At 71.4% G+C, this 21,066-nt stretch carries 21 protein-coding genes; 14 read left to right on the top strand and 7 right to left on the bottom strand.

Features of this window, described 5'->3' with window-relative positions:
* Positions 1-16 precede the first annotated feature (16 nt).
* Positions 17-712 (bottom strand): phospholipase D-like domain-containing protein, encoded by a 696-nt coding sequence (locus FRAEUI1C_RS28370; protein ID WP_041259682.1) that lies wholly within the window; start codon positions 710-712, stop codon positions 17-19.
* Positions 713-945: 233 nt separating this feature from the next.
* Here FRAEUI1C_RS28370 and FRAEUI1C_RS28365 point away from each other — a divergent pair, with 233 nt between their 5' ends.
* On the top strand, positions 946-1,581 hold the full coding sequence (locus FRAEUI1C_RS28365) for a dihydrofolate reductase family protein (protein WP_013426809.1): 636 nt from the start codon (positions 946-948) through the stop codon (positions 1,579-1,581).
* Positions 1,582-1,659: 78 nt separating this feature from the next.
* Here FRAEUI1C_RS28365 and FRAEUI1C_RS28360 read toward each other — a convergent pair whose 3' ends face one another.
* The 3 genes from FRAEUI1C_RS28360 to FRAEUI1C_RS28350 form a co-directional block, all read right to left on the bottom strand.
* Complete coding sequence (locus tag FRAEUI1C_RS28360) at positions 1,660-2,097, bottom strand: anti-sigma factor (protein WP_013426808.1); 438 nt, start codon at positions 2,095-2,097, stop codon at positions 1,660-1,662.
* Between the two features lie 122 nt (positions 2,098-2,219).
* Positions 2,220-2,495 (bottom strand): hypothetical protein, encoded by a 276-nt coding sequence (locus FRAEUI1C_RS28355; protein WP_041259680.1) that lies wholly within the window; start codon positions 2,493-2,495, stop codon positions 2,220-2,222.
* Complete coding sequence (locus FRAEUI1C_RS28350) at positions 2,492-3,028, bottom strand: Lrp/AsnC family transcriptional regulator (RefSeq protein ID WP_232425153.1); 537 nt, start codon at positions 3,026-3,028, stop codon at positions 2,492-2,494. Before FRAEUI1C_RS28350 ends, FRAEUI1C_RS28355 begins: the two co-directional genes overlap by 4 nt.
* A gap of 90 nt (positions 3,029-3,118) precedes the next feature.
* Here FRAEUI1C_RS28350 and FRAEUI1C_RS28345 point away from each other — a divergent pair, with 90 nt between their 5' ends.
* The gene (locus FRAEUI1C_RS28345; RefSeq protein ID WP_041261625.1) at positions 3,119-5,449 is read left to right on the top strand and encodes a thiamine pyrophosphate-binding protein; all 2,331 of its coding nucleotides are present in this window, start codon (positions 3,119-3,121) and stop codon (positions 5,447-5,449) included.
* Between the two features lie 40 nt (positions 5,450-5,489).
* Here FRAEUI1C_RS28345 and FRAEUI1C_RS28340 read toward each other — a convergent pair whose 3' ends face one another.
* Positions 5,490-6,200 (bottom strand): GntR family transcriptional regulator, encoded by a 711-nt coding sequence (locus FRAEUI1C_RS28340; protein ID WP_013426804.1) that lies wholly within the window; start codon positions 6,198-6,200, stop codon positions 5,490-5,492.
* Between the two features lie 175 nt (positions 6,201-6,375).
* Between FRAEUI1C_RS28340 and FRAEUI1C_RS28335 the strand changes: the two genes are divergently transcribed.
* A complete protein-coding gene (locus FRAEUI1C_RS28335) occupies positions 6,376-7,326 on the top strand; it encodes an amidohydrolase family protein (protein WP_013426803.1) in 951 nt (316 codons plus the stop codon).
* Positions 7,327-7,345: 19 nt separating this feature from the next.
* On the opposite strand, the gene FRAEUI1C_RS28330 is transcribed toward FRAEUI1C_RS28335, so the two are convergent.
* Together FRAEUI1C_RS28330 and FRAEUI1C_RS28325 are read right to left on the bottom strand one after the other, a co-directional pair.
* Positions 7,346-8,827 (bottom strand): aldehyde dehydrogenase family protein, encoded by a 1,482-nt coding sequence (locus FRAEUI1C_RS28330; RefSeq protein ID WP_013426802.1) that lies wholly within the window; start codon positions 8,825-8,827, stop codon positions 7,346-7,348.
* A gap of 9 nt (positions 8,828-8,836) precedes the next feature.
* A complete protein-coding gene (locus tag FRAEUI1C_RS28325) occupies positions 8,837-9,976 on the bottom strand; it encodes an amidohydrolase family protein (protein ID WP_013426801.1) in 1,140 nt (379 codons plus the stop codon).
* Between the two features lie 203 nt (positions 9,977-10,179).
* Here FRAEUI1C_RS28325 and FRAEUI1C_RS28320 point away from each other — a divergent pair, with 203 nt between their 5' ends.
* From FRAEUI1C_RS28320 to FRAEUI1C_RS28270, 11 genes are read left to right on the top strand one after another with little or no spacing between them, the layout of a single operon-like run.
* The gene (locus tag FRAEUI1C_RS28320) at positions 10,180-11,280 is read left to right on the top strand and encodes a sugar ABC transporter substrate-binding protein (protein WP_041259679.1); all 1,101 of its coding nucleotides are present in this window, start codon (positions 10,180-10,182) and stop codon (positions 11,278-11,280) included.
* Between the two features lie 35 nt (positions 11,281-11,315).
* Positions 11,316-12,875 carry a sugar ABC transporter ATP-binding protein gene (locus FRAEUI1C_RS28315; RefSeq protein WP_198318647.1) on the top strand — a complete coding sequence of 520 codons (1,560 nt, stop codon included), beginning with the start codon at positions 11,316-11,318 and terminating at the stop codon, positions 12,873-12,875.
* Positions 12,872-13,984, top strand: a complete 1,113-nt coding sequence (locus FRAEUI1C_RS28310; RefSeq protein ID WP_013426798.1) for an ABC transporter permease — start codon at positions 12,872-12,874, stop codon at positions 13,982-13,984. The genes FRAEUI1C_RS28315 and FRAEUI1C_RS28310 overlap by 4 nt, the downstream gene beginning before the upstream one ends.
* Before the next feature lie 8 nt (positions 13,985-13,992).
* Entirely contained in the window at positions 13,993-14,847 is an 855-nt protein-coding gene (locus FRAEUI1C_RS28305) for a fumarylacetoacetate hydrolase family protein (protein WP_013426797.1), read from the top strand.
* Positions 14,848-14,896: 49 nt separating this feature from the next.
* The gene (locus tag FRAEUI1C_RS28300) at positions 14,897-15,469 is read left to right on the top strand and encodes a VOC family protein (RefSeq protein WP_013426796.1); all 573 of its coding nucleotides are present in this window, start codon (positions 14,897-14,899) and stop codon (positions 15,467-15,469) included.
* A 3-nt stretch (positions 15,470-15,472) separates the two neighbouring features.
* Complete coding sequence (locus FRAEUI1C_RS28295) at positions 15,473-15,940, top strand: HIT family protein (RefSeq protein ID WP_013426795.1); 468 nt, start codon at positions 15,473-15,475, stop codon at positions 15,938-15,940.
* Between the two features lie 39 nt (positions 15,941-15,979).
* Positions 15,980-16,723: an SDR family NAD(P)-dependent oxidoreductase gene (locus FRAEUI1C_RS28290; protein ID WP_013426794.1), complete on the top strand. Its 744-nt coding sequence runs from the start codon at positions 15,980-15,982 to the stop codon at positions 16,721-16,723.
* A gap of 52 nt (positions 16,724-16,775) precedes the next feature.
* Entirely contained in the window at positions 16,776-17,678 is a 903-nt protein-coding gene (locus tag FRAEUI1C_RS28285; RefSeq protein WP_013426793.1) for an alpha/beta hydrolase, read from the top strand.
* Positions 17,675-19,327 (top strand): FAD-dependent monooxygenase, encoded by a 1,653-nt coding sequence (locus FRAEUI1C_RS28280; RefSeq protein WP_198318646.1) that lies wholly within the window; start codon positions 17,675-17,677, stop codon positions 19,325-19,327. Before FRAEUI1C_RS28285 ends, FRAEUI1C_RS28280 begins: the two co-directional genes overlap by 4 nt.
* Positions 19,328-19,355: 28 nt before the next feature.
* Positions 19,356-20,156: a CoA transferase subunit A gene (locus FRAEUI1C_RS28275; RefSeq protein ID WP_013426791.1), complete on the top strand. Its 801-nt coding sequence runs from the start codon at positions 19,356-19,358 to the stop codon at positions 20,154-20,156.
* Positions 20,156-20,830: a 3-oxoacid CoA-transferase subunit B gene (locus FRAEUI1C_RS28270; protein ID WP_013426790.1), complete on the top strand. Its 675-nt coding sequence runs from the start codon at positions 20,156-20,158 to the stop codon at positions 20,828-20,830. Before FRAEUI1C_RS28275 ends, FRAEUI1C_RS28270 begins: the two co-directional genes overlap by 1 nt.
* Positions 20,831-21,066 lie beyond the last annotated feature (236 nt).

Genomic DNA, 21,066 nt, shown 5'->3' with positions numbered 1-21,066 from the left:
CCTGCGTCAAGGGGCCTCAATGGGCCTGGCGGCTCGGTCGCGCCCCATGGACGGGTGGCGTGGCGTCGTCGTAGACCTCCTCGATGAGGCCCGTGACGAGGTGGCGCAGCGCAGGTGTCCGGACCGCGAGCGCGCCCTGGGCGAGGTCGCCGGCGTCGAGCGGCAGGACGGCCGTGTGCCCGTCCACAACGATCATCCGTGTCGGAAGGTCGGCGCTCTGGCGAATCCGGCCGACGGCTCGCAGCTGCTCGCCGACCCTGGCCGCGTAGGTCGCGAGCAGATCCGGGGACCAGGTCGAGGTGAACCTGACACCGCGGGTCGCGGCGCGCAGCGTGGCCTCGATCAGCCGGTCGTCCTGGTCTTCCGGCTGAGCCGGGCCGGCAAGCAGGAACAGCACCTCAGAGTGGGCGTGCTCGATGAGGTCGGCGACGTAGCCGGGGACCTCGTGCCGGTCGAGCAGGGTCACGGCACCGTCGAGCTGGCTGCCCGCGCCGTGCGTGCTGGTGGCGTCCGCCGCGCCGTCGCGCCGAGCGTGTCCGGCGAGCGCCGCGGCCCACTCGACGGCGAGCGCCGCGTCCTGACGACCGGGCGCGGGCCGCCGCGGGTCGAGCGCGGTGCGCGGTCCGCGCTCGGGCGCGGGCAGGGCCGAGTCCCGGGAGTGCTGGCCGTGGCGGACATCGTTCGGAGGCGCGGACACGTCGATTCTTCCCATCTCCGCACGATGCTTGCGCGGGTCGGCTGCTTGCGCATGGCCCGTAGCAGCCTTGCACATTCCTCCAGGTCGACCCGCTGTTCTCCTGCTCGACATTCGACACGGCGAGCCCTTTCGGCCGTCTGGTCTCCGTCGGCGGCAGGCTTGCGATGAGTTCACCCGCCGCCGGCGGTCAGCAAGCACGGATCGATGACAATGACTGGTTCGCCGTGCCGGCTGACCGAGGAGGAGACATGGGCCTCATCCACATCGACCTGTTCAGCACGCTCGACGGCGTCGCGCAGGCGCCGGGCGCGCCTGACGAGGACACCGAGGGCGGCTTCCCGTTCGGCGGCTGGCAGGCGCCGCTGTTCGACGAGGTCGTCGGTGAGCAGGTCAACGCCGGCATGGCGGGTCTCGACGCCCTGCTGCTGGGCCGCAAGACGTACGACATCTTCGCCGGGTTCTGGCCTCACCAGGAGGAGGGCGTCGACGGCGGGATCGCCAAGCTGTTCAACGGCGTGCCGAAGTACGTCGCCTCGCGGGGCAATCCGACCCTTCAGTGGGCGAACTCGGAGCTGCTCGGGCCCGATCTCGCCGCCGCGGTGCGCGAGGTACGTGACCGTCACAGGAACGTGCACGTCATCGGCAGCACCGACCTGGTCCAGACCCTGCTCGCCGAGCGGCTCTTCGACCGGCTGTCGCTGTGGGTCTTCCCGGTCGTCCTCGGTGTCGGCAAGAAGGTCTTCGCCCGCGGCGGCGTGCCCGCGAACCTCGCGCTCACCGAGCCGCCCGTGGCGTCGACCACCGGCGGCGTCCTGCTGCGCTACGCCCTCGCCGACGGCACCCCCGGCACGGGAGACATGACGCGGGAGGACCGCGGGGTGTGACTCAGGCGCCGGAAGCCGGGCGGCGCCAGCGGGCGACGCGCCGTCAGCCGGCCAGGCCAGTCGCCGAGCCGGAGCGGCCTATTCTCGGTCGCCGCGCCTCTTGGCGAGCTCGATGGTGACGCGGTGGCCGGGGCCGGTGGAGCTGGAGACCTCGCCGGCGAGGGCGTTGAGGACGGTCCAGGCGAAGGTGTCCGTGGAGGGTGGTTCACCGTCGAGGCTGTCGACGGAGACGGTGACCCGCATGAGGCCGGGGGAGAGACTGAAGGCGCATTCGAGTGCGGAGCCTGGGACGGCGGAGACGAGCAGGAGTGCGGAGGCTTCGTCGACGGCGATGCGGAGGTCCTCGATGTCCTCGAGGGTGAAGTCGAGGCGGGCGGCGAGTGAGGCCGTGGCGGTGCGTAGGACGGTCAGATAGGCGCCTGCGGCCGGGATGGCGAGTTGCACGACGTCGCGCAGTCCGCCGCCGTGGCCGCCGCTGGAGTCGGCCGTGCCATCGGCTGAAGGCGTCGGATCCACGTTCTACCCCCAGTGCTCCGTCGTTTCGGCGGCGAGATCTCGCCGCCGGCGGTGATTTCGAGTGTCGTCTCCGGATGGGCGCGTACCTAACATCCCCGGTGACCTGTGCCGCCCGCCGAACCCTAGAGCAGCCAACGATAGAGGCGCAGAAGCGACGGGACGAGCGTCGCCGTCGTCCCGGTAGTCAGGCCCGTGGTGATGAGGCGGGGCAGCACGTCGATCACAGCACCGCGGCCGGCGAGAGCGCCTGTTTCCAGCGCCTCGGCGAGAGCCGAACCCCGCTCGTCCCGGGGGAGCGTGGACGCCAGCCCGGCGCGCGCCATCACCTGGCGGCGAGCATCGCCAATCGCGGCAACAGCGACCCGCAGGCCCGGCGTCGAAGTCGTCGGCGGGGTCACGCCAGACGGATCTCACGCCGCAGAAGCGGGCGTACCCGGTAGTCGACCATCTGCCGCATGACCAGCGATGTCTCCGTCCTTTCCACGCCCGGGGTGGCCAGGACCCGCCCGGCGATGCGGTAGAGGTCGTCGGCGTCACGGGCGGCGACCCGTACCAGTAGGTCCTTCGTGCCGCTCAGCCCGAACACCTCCAGGATCTCCGGAATGCCCGCGAGACTCGCCGCCACCTCGTCGAGGAGCTGCTGCGTGACCGTGGCGACGATGAAGGCGCTCAGCGGGTAGCCCAGGGCCGCTGGTTGGATGCGTCGCTCGAAGCTGGCCAGCACTCCGCGTTCGTCAAAACGTGACAGCCGTGACTGGACGGTGTTGCGTGACAGGCCGACGGCGTCGGCCAGGGACAGCACGGTGGCGCGGGGTTCGTCGGCGAGGGCTAGCAGGAGGCGCGCGTCCGTGTCGTCCACCCGGGTGGCTCGCATTCTGCTCAGGAGGCTCGGGGCTGTCTCGATCGTCTTGAGCACAATGGTAAACGTCACGTGCCGCGGTTGCGCACATCGGCCTTCCAGGTATCTCATCCTCAGCAGATTGCGTGTTATAACAGGAAGCCCAGGGAGTTGATCGTGACGATGACCGCGACGAGCGTCGACCTACCGCCGGGGGTCGACGATCGAGGTGAGCCGCTGCGCGCGATCGAGGACCGGGTGCTCTGGCTGTCGAGCGCGATCATCGATCACGCGAACCGGGTCCGGCCCAACCCGTCGGGCCTCAAGGTCGGCGGCCACCAGGCGTCGAGCGCCTCGATGGTGTCGATCATGACGTCGCTGTGGTTCGAGCAGCTGCGCCCGGCGGACCGGGTCTCGGTGAAGCCGCACGCCTCGCCGGTCCTGCACGCGATCAACTACCTGCTCGGCCAGCTGGACGAGTCGTCCCTGACCACGCTGCGCGAGTTCGGAGGACTGCAGGCCTATCCCAGCCGGACGAAGGACCCCGATCCGGTGGACTACTCCACCGGGTCGGTGGGTATCGGGGCGACGGCCCCGATCTGGGCCGCGCTCGCTCGCCGCTACGTCGAGGGCCATTTCGGCACCGGGGAGACCGGCGGACGGCAGTACTCGCTGCTCGGGGATGCCGAGCTCGACGAAGGCGCCTGCTGGGAAGCGGTCCTGGACCCGATGGTGGCCGAGCTGGGCGAGGTCGTATGGATCGTCGACCTCAACCGCCAGTCGCTCGACCGGGTGGTGCCCAACATCGGCGCGAGCCGGCTACAGGGCATGTTCGCGGCGGCCGGCTGGCAGGTGCTGTCGGTCAAGTACGGCCGCCGGCTCGAGGCGCTGTTCGGCCGGCCCGACGGTGACCGGCTGCGCGCCCGCCTCGACGCGATGCCGAACCCCGAGTACCAGCGGCTGCTGCGCTGCGGCCCCGGTGAGCTGCGCGCCCGCCTCGCCGGCTCCGGCCCGGACGGCGCAGCGGTCCGCCGGCTGCTCGACGGCGTGGCCGACGACGAGCTGCACGCCGCGGTGCGTAACCTGGGCGGCCACGACCACCAGGCGCTGGCCGACGCCTTCGCCCGGATCGACGACACGCGCCCGACCGTGATCTTCGCCTACACGATCAAGGGCTACGGGCTCGCCACCGAGGGGCATCCGCAGAACCACTCGGCGCTGCTCAACGCCGAGCAGCTGCGGTCGCTCGCGGCCCGGGTGGGCGCGGACCCCGACCGGCCCTGGCTGCGGTTCCCGGCGGGAAGCCGCGAGGACCGGCTGTGCGCCCAGGTCGCGGACCGGCTCGCGCGCGACCCCGTGTCCCTGTCGCCGCCGCCCGCGATGCCGACGGACCTCGGTCACCTGCCGACCGGGCTCGCCACCACCCAGGCCGCGCTCGGGCGCACGCTGCTCGACCTGAACCGGGCCGCTCCGGACGTGGGCGCGCGGATCGTGACCGTCAGCCCCGACGTCAGCTCGTCGACCAACCTCGGTGGCTGGGTCAACAAGGTCGGGGTCTGGTCCCACGCCGAGCGCGACGACTGGTTCGCCGACGACGCCGAGACGATCCTGCACTGGCGGGAGCGGCCGACCGGGCGGCACGTCGAGCTGGGGATCGCCGAGACCAACCTGGTCGGCGCGATCGGCGAGCTCGGCGCGACCTGGAGCCGCTGGGGGCAGCCGCTGCTGCCGATCGGAGTGCTCTACGACCCGTTCGTGGAACGCGCCCTGGAACCGTGGTCGTTCGGGATCTACGCCGGCGGGCAGTCGATCCTCGTCGGTACCCCGGCCGGGGTCACGCTCGCGCCGGAGGGCGGTGCCCACCAGTCGATCAAGACTCCGTCGATCGGCCTCGAGCAACCCGGCTGTGTCAGCTACGAGCCGGCGTTCGCCCTCGAAGCGGAATGGACCTTGCTGGCCGCGCTTGCCCAGCTGGGGCGGCCGGGCGGGCAGTCAGCCTATCTGCGTCTGTCCACCCGGTCCGTCGATCAGGCGCTGGCCGCGGTGCCGAGTGACCCCGCCGCCCGCGAGCGCCGTCGTCGCAATGTGGTGGCCGGCGGGTATCTGCTACGCCGGCACGACCGCCCGGCGGTGACCTTGTGCGCGATGGGCGCCCTGATCACCGAGACGCTGGCCGCCGCGGACCGGCTGGCCGCGCTCGGCTTCGGCGCCGACGTCGTCTGCGTGACCAGCCCGGACCTGCTCTTTCGAGCCCTGCAGGCCCGACGTGGGCTGGGTGACGCGGCCGAGTGGATCCTGGAGGTCGTCTTCCCGGCCGACCGGGCCGTGCCGATGGTGACGGTGCTGGACGGCCATCCGCACACCCTGGCCTTCCTGGCCGGCGTCAACCGGGTCCCAGCCGCCCATCTCGGGGTGACCGGGTTCGGCCAGTCGGGTGACCTCGGCGACGTCTACCGCTATCACCACCTGGACGTCGACTCGATCGTGGGCGTCGCCCTCGATCTCGTCGACTGATGCCCGATGCCGTCTCGCTCCAGGAGCGGGGGGACGGGCCTCAGCCCGCCGTCTCGCGTGCCTGGAGACCCGCGGCCGCGGTCCCGAGGGCTGCCCCGGCCATCTTCTCGTTGTGGTCGAGGTGCTCGTCGACGGCTCGGGCCGCCGCGTCCGGGTCCCGGCGCCGGTAGACGCTCAGCAGGCTCTCGTGGGCGTGCCGCCGGCGGTGATGCTCCTCCGGGTCCGGGTCGAGCAGGCCGAAACCGATGCGGATGTAGCGCTCCGCGGCCCGCCAGAGGGTGGTCAGCACCCGGACGTCCCAGGCCGTGGCGGCGGACCCGAACAGCGCGAGATGGAAGTCGCGGTGCGCGTCGTAGATCGCGTCCATGCTCCGGTCCGGGTCACCGAAATCGGCGGCGTCGCGCTCGAGCCGGGTGAGCTCCGCGTCGGAGATCCGGGTGCAGGAGCGGCGCGCGAGGTCGGGTTCGAGCAGCCGGCGCAGCCGGTAGATGGCGTGCAGGTCGTCGAAGTCGATCGGCGCGATGGTGACGCTGCGGCCGGGGCGGATCACCACCAGTCCTTCGCTTTCGAGGTTGCGCAGCGCCTCGCGGACTGGGATGAAGCTGACGTCGAGGCGGCTGGCGAGCTCGCGGAGCGAGAAGCTCTGGCCCGGAGGCAGCGCTCCGGTCAGGATCGAGCGCCGCAGCTCGGTGGTGACGAGGTCGCCGACGGTGCGTGACTCGATGGGACGGACCTCCGCCGGGGATGCCATCCACGCCTCGCTTCCGGTGAGCCGACCACGCCTCGATATCAACTATATCCCGAGGTCCGGAGTCGACCCGGGAATGATATAACATATAACGATCATCCGACGGATCGGCACGTTCTGTCATGGGGAGAGTCGGAATGGACGAGAAACGGGCCGCGACGCCCAGTGGGAGCGCACTGTGAAGATCATCGCTCTGGAAGAGCACACATTTCCGCGCGACATCCTTTCCGCCGCCGGGCTCGACCTGGGCAGTCGCGCCGGCCGCAAGGCCGCCGAGCTCGACGATCTGGGCGAGGGCCGGCTGAAGACGATGGACGCCGCCGGCGTCGACGTTCAGGTGCTCTCTGCGTTGGCGCACATCGTGCAGCAGCTTGAGCCGGCCAGCTCCGTCGCCGTCTCCCAGGCCCTCAACGACCGGATGGCGGCGACCGTCCAGGCACACCCCGAGCGGTTCCGGGCTTTCGCCACCCTGCCGATCTCGGCCCCAGAGCAGGCCGTCGCCGAGCTTCGCCGCGCGGTCGACGAGCTGGGCTTCGTGGGGACGATGATCCACGGCCAGACCAACGGCGTCTTCCTCGACCACCCGTCGATGGAGCCCGTCCTGGCCTGCGCGGAGCGGCTCGGCGTGCCGATCTACCTGCATCCGGCCCCGCCGCCGCCGGCCGTGCAGGACGCGTACTACTCCGGGCTGCCGGCCGACCTCGCCGCGGCGCTCTCGACAGCGGGCTGGGGGTGGCACGCCGAGTGCGGGCTGCACGTCCTGCGGATGATCGTCGCGGGGGTGTTCGAGCGGCACCCCGCGCTGGAGGTGATCGTGGGGCACATGGGCGAGGGCCTGCCGTTCTCCCTGGCCAGGGCGGACGACATGCTCAGCCCGCTGCTCAAGGGCCAGACGCCGGTCGCCGAGACCGCCCAGCGCAACCTCTACATCACGACCTCCGCGTACACCACGGTCGCTCCGCTGCAGTGCGCGCTGACGGTGCTGGGCGCCGACCGCATCCTGTTCTCGGTCGATCACCCGTTCGCCGACAGCGCGCAGGGGACCGCCTTCCTGCTGAGCGCGCCGCTGAGCCCGGCCGACCGAGAGAAGATCGCGCACGGCAACGCGGAGCGGGTGCTCGGGCTCTGACCCGCGGGCTGGGGCCGGCTCAGATCGGGTACCGGCCGGCGCCGTGGTTGAGCGTGGTGAGCCGGATCTCGGTGAAGTCCTCCCGCGCGTAATGCCCGGAGCGGCCCCAGCCGCTGTCCTTCACGCCGCCGTTGGGCAGGGACGGCTCACCCACCAGCGTCGGCGCGTTGACGTGGACGATCCCGGTGTCGAAGCGCTGAGCCAGGTCGAGCCCGCGGTCCTGGTCGCCGGTCATGATCGCGGCGCTCAGCCCGTACGGGGTGGCCTGCGCGCGCTCCAGGGCCTCCTCGGCGTCCTCGACCGCCTCGACGACGAGCACCGGGCCGAACGTCTCCTCGCTGCCGAGGGCCACCACCGCGTCGCGGGGGACGTCGGCCAGGATCGTCGGCTCGTACACGCGACCATGGGACGCGGCTCCGGTGACGACCCGGGCGCCGCGGGCGATCGCCTCCTCGACCCGTGCGGCGACCTGCCTGACCGCGCGGTCGTTGATCAGCGGCCCGATCACCGTGCTCGCCTTGGTGGGATCGCCGCAGCTGAGGGCGGCGGTCCGGGCGGCGAGCGCGTCGAGGAACGCGTCGTGAAGGGGCCGTTCGACCAGCACCTTCCTGGTGCACAGGCAGATCTGCCCCTGGTGGAAGAAGGCGCCGAAGACCGTCGCGTCGACGGCGTGGGCCAGGTCGGCGTCGGCTAACACGATCATCGGGTTGTAGCCGCCCAGCTCCAGGACGATCGGCTTGAGCGCGCGCCCGGCCCGCTCGGCGAGGATGCGGGCGGTCGAGGCGGAGCCGGTGAAGTTGATGCAGCGAACGGCCGGGCTGGCCATGAAGACCTCGCTGATCGCGGCGGCGTCGCCGGGGGCGTGCACGACCACGTTCAGGGAGCCGGCGGGGAAGCCGGCCTCGGCCGCTATCTCGGCGTGCAGCAGGCCGGCGGAGACCGGTGCCTCCTCGGAGGGCTTGATGACCACGGTGTTGCCGAAGGCCATCGGCAGGGCGATGGTGCGCCAGGCCAGGTTGAAGGCGCCGTTCCAGGGCGTGAAGCCGGCGACGACGCCGAGCGGCTTGCGCACCGCCATCGCGAACCGGCCGGGGGTGTCGCTCGGCAGGACCTCGCCGACGGGCAGGTAGCCCCAGTTGGCCGCCTGCCGCAGTAGGTTCACCGACCACTGCACCTGGAAGTGGGCGAACGGGGCGCTACAGCCCGACTCGACGGCCAGGATGTGCACGATCTCGGCTCGCCGCCGCTCGGTGATGTCGGCGGCCTTGAGGAACAGACGCTGGCGCTCGGCCGGAGCCGTCGCGGCCCAACCCGGGAACGCGGCGTGCGCGGCGGCCACGGCGGCCTCCGCCTCGGCCGGTCCGCCGGCGGCGATCTCCGCCACGACCTGGTCGTCGAACGGGTTGTAGTCCGGGAACGTCGGGCCACCGGGCTCTGACCACGCCCCGTTGATGAAGTGCGTGGTCGTGGTGATCGCTGGGCGTGCGGCGAGGCTGGTCATCGTCGTCCTTCAGCTGGTCGTGGCGGGGATGCCGGCACACCACACGCGCTCGACGCGGCGGCTGTCGGTGATATCGGCGAGTGGGTCGCCGGCGATCAGCACCAGGTCCGCCCGCAGGCCAGGGCGGATGGCACCGCGGTCGGAGAGCCCGAAGTGCTTGGCCGGCAAAGACGTGGCGGCCGCGATCGCGTCCCGAGGAGACAGCCCGGCCCGCACCAGCAGTTCGAGCTCACGGTGCAGGCTCGGCCCGTGGCTGATGTTGGCCGGGACGCCGACCGTGGCGTTGGCGTCGGTGCCGGCGAGGATCGGCACGCCCGCCCGGTGCAGCAGGCCGACCGAGTGCCGCGCGTTGTGGTAGCCAGGCCCGGGCGGCGCGGCGGCCTCTCCCCGCGCCCCGTCGGCGCCGTCCGCCCCGTGGCCGAAGAACCTGGTGGCGACGGCGTCCATCATCGTCAACGTCGGCACCACGACGCGGTCCCGCTCGGCGATGGCCGTGACGGTCGCCTCGTCGAGGACGGTGTCCAGCGGAACGTGGGTGAGCACGTCGGCGCCCGCGGCCAGCGCCATCTGGTAGGAGATCAGCCTGACGGCGTGGGCAACCGTCAGCCGGCCCTGGCGTCGTGCCGCGGCGACGAGCGCGTCGAGTGTGGGCTGGTCGAGCCCCGGCAGGTCGGCGATCAGCTTGATGTAGTCCGAGCCGTCGGCGAGCCTGTCCCGGACGAAGGCCTCGGCGTCCGCCGGGCCGCTGACGAGCGCGGCCTGCGGGCGCCCGGGAATCCTGCTGTGGGCCGAGCCCGGCGACGTGGCCGGGACTCCGGCGCTGCGGATGTCGGTGAGCCCGGGACGGCCGCGTAACTCGTCGACGAGCTCCCGCGGCCAGCAGGCCATGTCCAGGGCGGTGGTCACCCCGGCGCGGGCGAGCTGTTCGAGGTTCTCCTCGCCGTGTAGATGCACGTGGGCGTCGATGAGGCCGGGCATCAGGACACCGTCCGCGCCGTCGACGACCTGCCGGCCCGAGGCGCTCAGGTCGGGCCCGATCGCGACGATCCGCGCGCCGTCGATGAGAACCGACGTGCGGTGGCTGAGCGCGGGCCCGTCGATGAGGCGGACCCCGCGGATCAGGATCGGGCTTTCCTCGTGCTCGGTCATGTGTGTCCGCCCGGTTCCGGCGCAGCTGGGATGAGAGGTTGCTGTTATAACATATAACGGCTACCTTCCTCCAACGCAGTGATCGTGGCTCGCGCAGGGCGCCGCCACCACGGCCGGCGAGCGCGCCGGTTACCGGCCTCGCCGCCGGTCAACCACCACCGAGGGAGTGCGAAATGGGTCGTAGATATATCGGTCATAGCCGCGTGGCGCTGATCAGCCTTGCCGCGGTCGCGCTGACCGCGGCGGCCTGCGGCAGCAGCGGCGGGGGCACGAACGCGTCCAGCACGCCGGCCGCCGGAACAACCACCGGCTCCGCCGTGGCGGCCGCGGCCGCGATCGCGCCGTATGTCGGGCATCCGAGCACGTTCCCCGCGACCGAGAAGCTGGCGAAACGCCCGGCGCCCGGAAGCAAGTTCGTCTTCTTACAGTGCGCGGCCCCGGTGTGCGCCATCTTCGCCAACCTGTTGCCGGCGCCGACGAAGGCGTTGGGCGTCGACCTCGGGATCGTGAACTCGGGGTCCTCGGCCACCACCGCGCAGGCCGCGGCCGCCACGGCCCTCACCCAGAATCCCGCCGCCGTTCTCATCGGCGCGTCGAGCCCGCAGCTGTACGGCGACTACCTGCACAAGCTGGGCTCGGCTGGGTCGGTCGTCGTCGGTGGCGGGACGGTGGGCGGCGAGCCCTACGGCGTGCAACAGGCGATCGGCGGCGCCGCCAGCACCAACCGGGCCGGACAGCTGATGGCCGACTGGGTGACGGTCAACAAGGGGCCGAAGGCGAACGTGGTGTTCTTCGGGACGCCGGAGCTGACGTTCTCCACCTCGATGCAGGAGGGTTTCGCCAAGGCCATCGCGGCGTGTTCCGGCTGCAAGGCCAGCTACCAGCAGCTCTCGGTCACGACATTCGGCACGACGGCCCCGAACCAGGTCATCAGCTATCTGCAGTCGCATCCGGAGACCAACACGGTCGTGTTCGCCTCGATGGAAGGCGCGACCGGCCTGGCGGCGGCGCTCAAGAACGCGCACCTCTCGCCCACGACGCTCGGTTTCGCGCCGACTCCCAGCAACCTCCAGGACATCCGTGACGGTGGGCTGACCGCCGGGCTGGCCCTCGACTTCCCGGTCCAGATCTGGATGCAGGTCAACGCCGCCGCCCGCCTCATCGCTCACCAGACGACGCCGCAGTCCAACCTCGAGGTGGACATGCAGTTCCTGACCAGGAACGACGTCACCGCGACCGACGTCCAGCGAGGCTGGACCGGCTACCCCGATGTCGCGCAGCGGTTCGCCGCGCTGTGGGGATGACGCCGGAGATGGTCGGCCACGCGCCGGGAGCCGGCGTGGCCACACAGCCGGCGCCCCAGCCCCGGGTGCTGCTGCGGGTGGCGCACCTGTCGAAGACGTTCGTCGGCACCAGGGCGCTCGATGACCTCTCCTTGCAGGTGGGCGCTGGCGAGATCCTGGCCGTCGTCGGCCAGAACGGGTCGGGCAAGTCGACGCTGGTCAAGCTGCTCGCCGGAATCCACCAGCCCGACCCGGGTGGGACCATCGAGGTGGGTGACGGCTCGGGCCGGCTCGTCCCGGCGCGGGACGGGCGGGGGCTGCATTTCATCCATCAGGACCTCGGGCTGCTGCCGACGCTTAGCACGACCGAGAACCTCGACCTCGGCCGACCACTCGGCTCGCGGTGGATCACGCCGGCCCGGCGCGGCGAGCACGTTCGCGCCCAGCGGCTGACCGCCCGGTTCGGGGCCGCGATCGACGTGCGGGCGCCGGTGGCCCTGCTTTCGCCAGCGGAGCGCGCGATCGTCGCGATCGCCCGGGCCATGGACGGCTGGGAGCACCCGGAGAACGTGCTCGTCCTCGACGAGCCGACCACCGCCTTCCACCGCGACGAGGTCGCCCGGCTGTTCGAGGCGGTGCGCCGGGTCGCCGCGGCCGGCGCCGGCATCATCTTCATCTCGCACCGCCTCGACGAGGTGCGGGCCCTCGCGGACCGCGTCGTCGTCCTGCGCGACGGCAGGCTGGTCGCCGAGGCGGTCGCCGGGCAGCTGGACGACGACTCGCTCGTCAGGGCCATCGTCGGTACGGCCGTCACCGACGCCCGCCCCGCGGCCAGCGGCTCCGAGGCGGTCGTGCTGGAGGTCGACGACCTGCGCGGCGCGCGGGTGGACGGCCTGAGCCTGCGGCTGCGTGCCGGCGAGGTCGTCGGCGTGTCGGGAGTGCTCGGTTCGGGCCGCGAGAACGTCAACGCCCTGCTCTTCGGGTCTGTGCGACGCCGCGGCGGCCGGGTCCGTCTCGGCGGGACCGAGCTGGCGCCGGGTGACGTGACCAGCGCGATCGAGGGCGGCGCGGCCTTCGTTCCGGCTGACCGGCACCGGCTCGGCGCGGTCATGACGATGAGCATGCGCGAGAACCTCACCCTGCCGGCGCTGCGGCGCCTGCGTGGCCGGCTCGGCGGGCTTCGCCTGACGGCCGAGCGCGCGGAGGCCCGGCGCTGGGTCGACGAGGTCGAGCTGCGCCCGCCGCTGGCGGACCGCCCGCTGTCCACCTTCAGCGGCGGAAACCAGCAGAAGGTCGTCCTGGCCAGGTGGCTGCGGACCAACCCGCGGCTGCTGTTGCTCGACGAGCCCACCCAGGGCGTCGACATCGGGGCCAAGGCCGCCATCTACCGGCTCATCCAGCGCGCGGCGGCCCGGGGCACCGCGGTGCTGGTGAGCTCCGCCGACGCCAAGGAGCTCGTGTCGATCTGCGACCGGGTGCTGCTCGTCGAACGAGGGCGCGTCGTGGCCGAACTGGAAGGCCCGGCCCTCACCGAGACCGCGCTCGTCCACGCCGTGGTGCGGGCCGACTCCGTGCACCAGTCTTCCGACAGACCCAGGCCGGAGGTGGCCACATGACGGTGGAGCCCGCGACCCGACCCATCGCACCGCCCGCGGCCAGCCGACCGGACGCGCGGCCACCCGCCGGCGCCCGGCTGCGACGGTGGCTGTCGCCGCGCAACGCGAGCGCCGTGTACCTGTTCGCGCTGCTGTTCGTCGTCTTCGCGGTGTGGGAGCCGGATACCTTCCTCACCCTGCAGACCTGGCGGCTGCTGCTCGACAGCCAGGCGGTCACCGGCCTGGTCGCGGTCGGCCTCATCGTCTCCCTGTCGGCCGGCGTCATCGACCTGGCCATCGGGTCCGAGGCGGGGATCGGCGGCATCCTGGTGGCCTGGTTCCTGGCCCGGCAGGGCCTGCCGATCCCGCTGGCCATCCTGCTCAGCCTGCTCGCGGGGGCGGCGGTCGGAGTCGTGCTCACCCTCCTCATCGTCCGGGCCCGGGTGCCCTCGATGATCGGGACGCTGGCGATCAGCTCGATCCTCATCGCCATGATCGACTGGATCTCCGGCAGCCAGCAGATCCTCGACCTCGGCCCGTCGTTCCAGAAGATCGGGACCGATGAGCTGTTCGGGGTCACCTACCCGGTCTACGTGCTCGCCGCCGTCTCGCTGATCGTCTGGTACTTCCTCGACCGCACCGCGGTCGGCCGACGGATCTACGCCACCGGCGGGAACGTGGAGGCCGCCCGGCTCGCCGGGGTCCGCACCTCTCGGATGATCCTGCTGGCGACGGTGACGTGCGGCGTCATCGTCGCGATGGCCGGTGTGCTGGCCAGCTCGCAGCTGGCGACCGGCGACCCGACGATCACCCAGTCCTACCTGCTGCCCGCCTTCGCCGCGGCCTTCCTGGGCTCGACGCAGTTCCGGGGTGGCCGCTTCAACGTGGCCGGGACGCTGATGGCCGTGGCCGTCCTCGCCGTCGGCGTCAAGGGGCTGCAGCTCGGCGGCGCCCCCATCTGGCTGCCGGATCTCTTCGACGGGGTGGCGCTGATCGCGGCGATCGGCTTCGCCCAGTACCAGAAGGCTCCCACCGCCCGGACGGCCGCGATCAGGCGCACGCTGCGACTTCGCGGTCGCGAGCGGCGCCCGGACCTCGAAACGGCGACGAACGAGACGGCACCGAACTAAGGAGTGGCATGCGGATCGTCAACACGGGTGGGCGCCTGGGCCTGGTGCTCGACGATGGAGTGGTCGACGTGGCCACGGCCAGCGGCGGCCGGTTCGGCCCGGGAGTTCAGGCCGTCTACGAGCAATGGGCGCGGTTCCGCGCCTGGGCGGCCGAGGTGGATCCCCGCGTGGCGTCGCGGCCACTGGACGAGACGACCCTCGGTGCGCCTGCGCCCCAGCCGCGACAGGTCTTCGCCATCGGCCTGAACTATCTGGACCACGCCGAGGAATCGGCCATGGAGACGCCGAGCGACGGCATGGTCGTGTTCACCAAGTTCCCGTCTTCGGTCGCCGGGCCGGTCAGCGAGATCGAGGTGCCGCCGGGATCGGTCGACTTCGAGGCCGAGCTCGTCGTGGTCATCGGTGCTCGCGCCTATCAGGTCGCCGCCGAGAACGCGTGGGATTACGTTGCCGGGCTGACCGTCGGCCAGGACGTCTCCGAGCGTGAGCTGCAGCTGCGCCCGCCGACGCCGCAGTTCAACCTCGGCAAGTCCTTCCCCGGCTTCGCCCCGATCGGTCCGCAGCTGGTCACCCCGGACGCCTTCGAGAACCCTGACGACGTCGAGATCAGCTGCAGCCTGAACGGTGTCGAGATGCAGCGGGCACGTACCAAGATCATGATTTTCCCGGTCGCCCAGATCATCTCCCGTCTGTCGGCGGTCCTCCCGCTGCTTCCGGGTGATGTCATCTTCACCGGCACCCCGTCCGGCATCGGCTGGGCCCGTGACCCGAAGGTGCTGCTGAAGCCGGGTGACGAACTGGTCACAACGATCGAGAACATCGGCTCGATGCGTAACCGTTTCGTACCGCAGGCGGCGGCCTGAGCCCTCACCGGCAACCGCCGCAAACCCTTGCTGGAAAGGGGATCGACAGATGACCGTCGCGCCGAAGTTCGCGCACATCGTCTTCCAGACGAGCCAGCCCAAGGAGATGATCGACTGGTACTGCACCGTTCTCGCCGCGCGCGTCGTCTATGAGGATGACGGCCTCGGGTTCATCACCTTCGACGACGAGCACCACCGGGTCGCCTTCATCAAAGCGCCGGTACCGCTCGACCGGAAGACGCCGACGACCGCGTCCATGCACCACGCCGCCTACACCTTCGCCAATATCGACGACCTTTTGGAACGCTACGTGCAGCTTCGCTCCGAGGGCATCGTCCCGGCTGTGTGCATCGCACACGGCGTCACGTTGTCGATGTACTACCGGGACCCGGATCGGAACATGATCGAGATCCAGGTCGACCGGTTCGCCGAACCGGACGAGGCGACGGCCTACATGAACGGGCCCGAGTACGCGGCGGACTCGGTCGGGCCGGCGTTCGATCCCGAGCAACTGCTCCAGGCACGCCGCGCCGGCGCCAGCGCCGAGGAGCTGTGCGATCGCGCCTGGGCGGTCGCGGCCGGTCTGCCGGATCCGATGCCCGCGCTGATCGGCGTGAGCTGACCGATGACCCAGCGACATCGGCACGACGTCTGCCTGCTGTGCGCGACCGAGGACGCCGAGGACTCCAGTGTCGTGTTCCGCGACGAGCTCTGGGCAGCCGAGGTCCTGCCCGGCTACGAGGTACCTGGATGGATCATCCTGCGGGCCCGCCGGCACGCCGAACGGATCACCGGTCTTTCCGACGAAGAGCTCGACAGTTTCGGCCGCCGCGCCCGTGACCTCGTCGCAGCGGTCTCCGAGGTCATGGACGCGCCGTCGACCTACCTGCTGGTCTTCGGCGAGAACTACCCGCACTTCCATGTGCTCGTCGCGCCGCGCGGTGAGCACGTGCCGGCCGACCGGCGCGCCGGCGACATCCTGAAGCTCCGGCTGGAGTCGGCCGATCCGCACGCCGCGCACGCGCTGGTTCCGGCCCTGCGGTCGGCCCTCGCCCGCGCGTTGCCCCAGGACGCCGCGGCCGAGGCCGGGTAGGACCGCGGTGATCGACTTTGCGAGGAAGGCCCGGCTCCGATGAGCACGCACGCCGACCGCGTGGCGGTCGTCACCGGTGCGGCCCGTGGCTTCGGCCGGGCGGTAGCGATCGAGCTCGCGCGGCGCGGGGCCGCCGTCGTCGCGGTCGACCTCCACCCGGCCGACGAGGTGGTCGCCGAGATCGAGAGAATGGGCGGCAAGGCGCTGGCCCTGCGCGCCGACGTGTCCGACTCCGCCGCCGTCGCGGCGATCAACGGCGACATCATGGCCTTCGGCGGCCGGGTCGACATCCTGGTGAACAACGCCGGTGTCATCGCGTCCAAGGACGTCTTCGAGATCAGCTTTGACGACTGGAAGCGGATCCAGAAGGCCAACGTCGACTCACAGTTCCTGATGGCCAAGGCGGTCATGGGCTCGATGCGCGACAACGGGTGGGGCCGCATCGTCAACCTCGCCTCGAACTCGCTGGGCCTCGCGGTCCCCGGCCTCGTGCATTACATGGCCAGCAAGGGTGCGGTGATCGGGTTCACCCGCGCGTTGGCGACCGACCTCGCGCCCTACGGGATCACCGTCAACGCGGTCTGCCCGACGGCGTCGCGCACTCCTGGGGGCGAGCTCAACATCAGCGACGCGAAGTTCGCGCTGGTCTCCTCGATTCAGGCGATCAAACGAGTCGGTGTCGCCGAGGACATCGTCGGCACGGTCTGCTTTCTCACCAGCGGGGACTGCGCGTTCCTCACCGGCCAGACCCTGGTCGCCGACGGCGGCCTGATGCGGGTGTGACCATCTCCTTCGCCCGACCACGAATTCGCCCGACCACGAAAAGGAAACCGCAATGAGCAGCTCCAGCACCGAGGAATTCGGGCACACCGTGACCGGCAGCGGGCCGGCCAGGGGCCTGACCTTCTCCGGCCGCCAACGATTTACGGAAACGCCGTTACGTCCGGACACCCCGCTGGTCATCGCCCTGCACGGAGGCACCTACACCTCGACCTACTTCGACGTGCCCGGCTATTCGCTGCTCGACCGCGCGGCCGCGGTCGGCGTGCCGGTGATCGCGATCGACCGGCCCGGCTACCGAGGGAGCTCGGCGATCGAGCCGGGCGAGTCGATCATCCTGGCGAACGCCGACGTGCTCGACCACCTGGTTGGCGAGCTGTGGGACAGGTATGGGAACGGCACCTGCGGCGTGGTGCTGATCGGCCACTCGATCGGAGGTGCCGTCGTCACGGCCCTGGCCGCCCGGCGACCGTCGTGGCCGCTGCTGGGCATCGCGGTCTCCGGCTGCCTGCTACAGGTGCCGGGGGAGTCGCGTGCCGCCTGGGACGCGCTGCCCGACATCCCCCTCGTCGAGCTGCCCAGCCCGATGAAGGATGTCGTCATGTTCGGTCCGGACTGGACGTACCCGGAGCTCATGCCTGCGGCCAGCCACATCGCGGACGCGCCGGTACCCCGAGCCGAGCTGCTCGACATCACGGGCGGCTGGATCGAGCGGGTCAGCTCGGTCGCCGGGCAGGTCAACGTCCCCGTCCACGCGCGCCAAGGCGAGTTCGACAAGCTGTGGATCACCGACGAACAGCAGGTCGCCGGCTTCGCGGCCGCCTTCGGGGCGGCGCCCACCGTGAACGCGAGACTGGTGCCGTCCTCCGGTCACTGCATCGACTTCCACCGGTCCTCGGCCTCCTTCCAGCTCGAACAGCTGGCGTTCGCACTCGCCTGCTGCATCAAAGCCGAGTGAGCGGTTCGGCGATCTCGATGACCCCGATCCGCACCCAGGTGCTCATCGTGGGCGGCGGCCCGGTGGGCCTGGCAACCGCGATGGAGCTGACGTTCCAGGGCATCGACTGCGTGGTCGTCGAACCACGCACGACGGTGTCGGCGACGCGGCCGCGGGCGAAGACCACCTCCGCCCGGACGATGGAACTGTTCCGGCGGTGGTCGTTCGCTGACGAGATCCGCAAGCGCGCTCCCATCCCGGTCGGGTGGTCCAGCGACATCGCCTTCTGTACGACCGCGACGGGCCAGGAGATCGCGCGCCTGCGCGGCGTACTCGGCCTGGATCCGGCTGATCATCATCTTGTCGCCGAGCCGGGGCAGCAGGTCGGTCAGCCGGTGGTCGAACAGGCGTTGCGCGACGCCCTGGCCGAGACGCCGGGCTGCCGCCTGGTGCTCGGCCAACGACTGCTGTCCCTCGCGGAACACCGCGACTCGGTCACCGGAGTCGTCGGCCCGGACGGCGCCCGCGACACCGACGGCCGCGACACCGACGGCGGCCCCGACGGCTTGGCGTCGACCACGTTCGAAGCCGACTACGTCGTCGGCGCCGACGGGGCGCGCAGCCTCGTCCGCACCGTGATCGGCGCGTCGTACCAGGGCGGGAACTCCGGGCGCCCGAATCTCAGCGTCGTCTTTCGCAGTCCGGGCCTTGCCGACCACCTGGTCGGCGGCCCGGCGCTGCACTACTGGGTGCTCAACCCCGCCGCGCCGGGAGTCGTCGGTCCACTCGATCTGGCCGACACCTGGTGGGCCATCGCCACTGGTCGCCCCGACGACGACCGCGCCGACCCGGCGGCCCTCGTGCGCGATCTGATCGGTCGTGACGTCCCGGTCGAGGTGCTGGGAACCGACCCGTGGCAGGCCCGCGCGCTGCTGGTCGACCGCTACCGATCGGAACGGCTCTTCCTGGTCGGTGACGCCGCCCACCAGAACCCGCCGTGGGGCGGCCATGGTTACAACACCGGAATCGGCGACGCGGTCAACCTCGGCTGGAAGCTGGCCGCGGTGCTGCGGGGCTGGGCACCGGTCGCGTTGCTCGACAGTTATGAGGCGGAACGCCGACCGATCGCCGAGCAGACGATCGCCATCGCCGCCGCGAACACGGCCGCGCTGCCCACCGACCTCGCGACCGCGGCGGCGCAGGACGACCCAGCCGCCGTTCGGGCCCTCGCCGAACGGGTCCGAGCCGCCAAGCGCCTCGAGTTCTACTGCTCGGGTCTCGTCCTCGGGTATGGGTACGGGCCGGGGCTGGGATCGCAGACGACCGACGGGACGGATTTCGTGCCGCGCGCGATGCCCGGCAACCGGCTGCCACACCGGTGGGTCCACCCAGGGCTCTCGCTGTTTGACCTGCTCGCCTCGGGCTTCACACTCCTCGGCGACCCCGCACTGGGCGAGCCCCTCCTCACGATGGCCGAATCCCTCGGCGTCCCCGTGGCCTCGGTGGCCGAGATCGGCGTGCCCGTCGAACGGTTCCTCGGCGCCTCACTCGTCCTCGTCCGCCCTGATCAGCATGTCGCGTGGCTCGGGGACCGCGTCACCCCCAGCCAGGCCACCGAGGTGTGGACGAACGCGCTCGCCGGATTCGGCCCATCCAGCGTGCCGCGCTAGATCGACGGTTTCCGACGAGGAGGAGTGAGTGAACAAGATCGTGGCCAGCGCGGCCCAGGCGGTGGCCGACATATCGGACGGCGCGAGCCTGGCCGTCGGCGGGTTCGGGTTGAGCGGCATCCCGGCGGTCCTGATCGAGGCGTTGCTGGCTCAGGGCGCGACGGGGCTGCGGGTCGTCTCGAACAACTGCGGGGTGGACGGAGCCGGGCTGGGGCTGCTGCTGGGCGAGCGTCGGATCCGCCGGGTGATCGCCTCCTATGTGGGTGAGAACAAGGAGTTCGCCCGGCAGTACCTGGGCGGCGAGCTGGAGGTCGAGCTGACCCCGCAGGGCACACTGGCCGAGCGGCTGCGGGCCGGCGGCGCCGGGATCGGCGCGTTCTTCACGCCGACCGGGGTCGGGACGCAGGTGGCCGACGGTGGCCTGCCGTGGCGCTACCACCCCGACGGCAGCGTCGCGGTCGCCTCACCGGCCAAGGAGGTCCGCGTCGTCGGCGGCCGCGAGCAGGTCCTGGAGGAGGCCATCGTGACGGACTTCGCGCTGGTTCGGGCGGCGGTCGCCGACCCGTTCGGCAACGTCGTCTTCCATGCCTCGGCCCGTAACTTCAACCCGAACGCGGCGATGGCCGGGCTGATCACCATCGTGGAGGCCGAGCGGGTGGTTTCCCCGGGGGAGATCCCGCCGGACGCGGTCCACCTGCCGGGGATCTACGTCCACCGGGTGGTCGCACTGACACCGGCGGAGGTCGGCCGCAAGGACGTCGAGAAGCGGACCGTGCGGCCCCGGCCCGCGAGACCGGCTGGCGTCGCGGTCCCTTTGGCGGCCCGCTGATGGCACTCGACCTGAGCCACCGGCGCACCCGCGACGAGCTCGCCGCCCGGGTCGCGGCCGAACTTACCGACGGCACGTACGTCAACCTCGGCATCGGGCTACCGACGCTGGTGCCCAACCACCTGCCGGCCGGCGTCCAGGTCGTGATCCACTCGGAGAACGGCATCCTCGGCGTCGGCCCGTCCCCGTACGGTGACGAGGTCGACCCGGACCTGATCAACGCGGGCAAGGAAACCGTGACCGTGCTGCCCGGCGCCTCGTTCTTCGACTCCGCGGCCAGCTTCGCGATGATCCGAGGCGGGAAGGTCGACGTCGCGGTACTCGGGGCCATGGAGGTCTCACGGACCGGCGACCTGGCCAACTGGATGATCCCCGGGAAAATGGTCAAGGGCATGGGCGGCGCGATGGACCTGGTCAGCGGAGCCCGGCGGGTGATCGTGATGATGGAACACGTCACCCGGGCCGGCGCGCCGAAGATCCTGGACGAGTGCACCCTGCCCTACACCGGCCGCGGTGTCGTCGATCGCATCATTACCGACCTCGCCGTGATCGACGTTCTGCCGGCCAACGCCGGCCTCGTCCTCCAGGAGCTCGCCCCCGGCGTCACACTCGACACCGTTCACCGGGCGACCGGGACCTCGCTGGCGGTCGCGCCCGACCTCCACCCGTCCTGACGGCGCCAACGAGCTGGCACCCAACACGCACTGGAGCGGGTGGAGCGCCCGCTACCAGGGGCGCGGCCCGCACAGAGCGGATGTTCCCGGCCACGACGGGGCGCTGCTGGATGGTGCGCCGCATCCCCGACGCCGCGGCCGCCACCCAGCTCTGGGACGGCCGCGAAAGGGTCAGCCGCATCGTCTGCGGCACCGGCCGCCGCGACCTGCGCCTGACGGTGAACTACCACGACGAC

The sequence above is a fragment of the Pseudofrankia inefficax genome, from assembly GCF_000166135.1.
Taxonomy (GTDB): Bacteria; Actinomycetota; Actinomycetes; order Frankiales; family Frankiaceae; genus Pseudofrankia; species Pseudofrankia inefficax.
This window is presented reverse-complemented; position numbering and strand designations above follow the sequence as displayed.

Coding starts and splice junctions, on each gene's coding strand:
- FRAEUI1C_RS28325 (WP_013426801.1), bottom strand. CDS start 9,976: ATGACCGAGCACGAGGAAAGCCCGATCCTGATCCGCGGGGTCCGCCTC.
- FRAEUI1C_RS28305 (WP_013426797.1), top strand. CDS start 13,993: ATGCGGATCGTCAACACGGGTGGGCGCCTGGGCCTGGTGCTCGACGAT.
- FRAEUI1C_RS28290 (WP_013426794.1), top strand. CDS start 15,980: ATGAGCACGCACGCCGACCGCGTGGCGGTCGTCACCGGTGCGGCCCGT.
- FRAEUI1C_RS28365 (WP_013426809.1), top strand. CDS start 946: ATGGGCCTCATCCACATCGACCTGTTCAGCACGCTCGACGGCGTCGCG.
- FRAEUI1C_RS28270 (WP_013426790.1), top strand. CDS start 20,156: ATGGCACTCGACCTGAGCCACCGGCGCACCCGCGACGAGCTCGCCGCC.
- FRAEUI1C_RS28345 (WP_041261625.1), top strand. CDS start 3,119: ATGACCGCGACGAGCGTCGACCTACCGCCGGGGGTCGACGATCGAGGT.
- FRAEUI1C_RS28300 (WP_013426796.1), top strand. CDS start 14,897: ATGACCGTCGCGCCGAAGTTCGCGCACATCGTCTTCCAGACGAGCCAG.
- FRAEUI1C_RS28310 (WP_013426798.1), top strand. CDS start 12,872: ATGACGGTGGAGCCCGCGACCCGACCCATCGCACCGCCCGCGGCCAGC.
- FRAEUI1C_RS28340 (WP_013426804.1), bottom strand. CDS start 6,200: ATGGCATCCCCGGCGGAGGTCCGTCCCATCGAGTCACGCACCGTCGGC.
- FRAEUI1C_RS28370 (WP_041259682.1), bottom strand. CDS start 712: ATGGGAAGAATCGACGTGTCCGCGCCTCCGAACGATGTCCGCCACGGC.
- FRAEUI1C_RS28330 (WP_013426802.1), bottom strand. CDS start 8,827: ATGACCAGCCTCGCCGCACGCCCAGCGATCACCACGACCACGCACTTC.
- FRAEUI1C_RS28295 (WP_013426795.1), top strand. CDS start 15,473: ATGACCCAGCGACATCGGCACGACGTCTGCCTGCTGTGCGCGACCGAG.
- FRAEUI1C_RS28285 (WP_013426793.1), top strand. CDS start 16,776: ATGAGCAGCTCCAGCACCGAGGAATTCGGGCACACCGTGACCGGCAGC.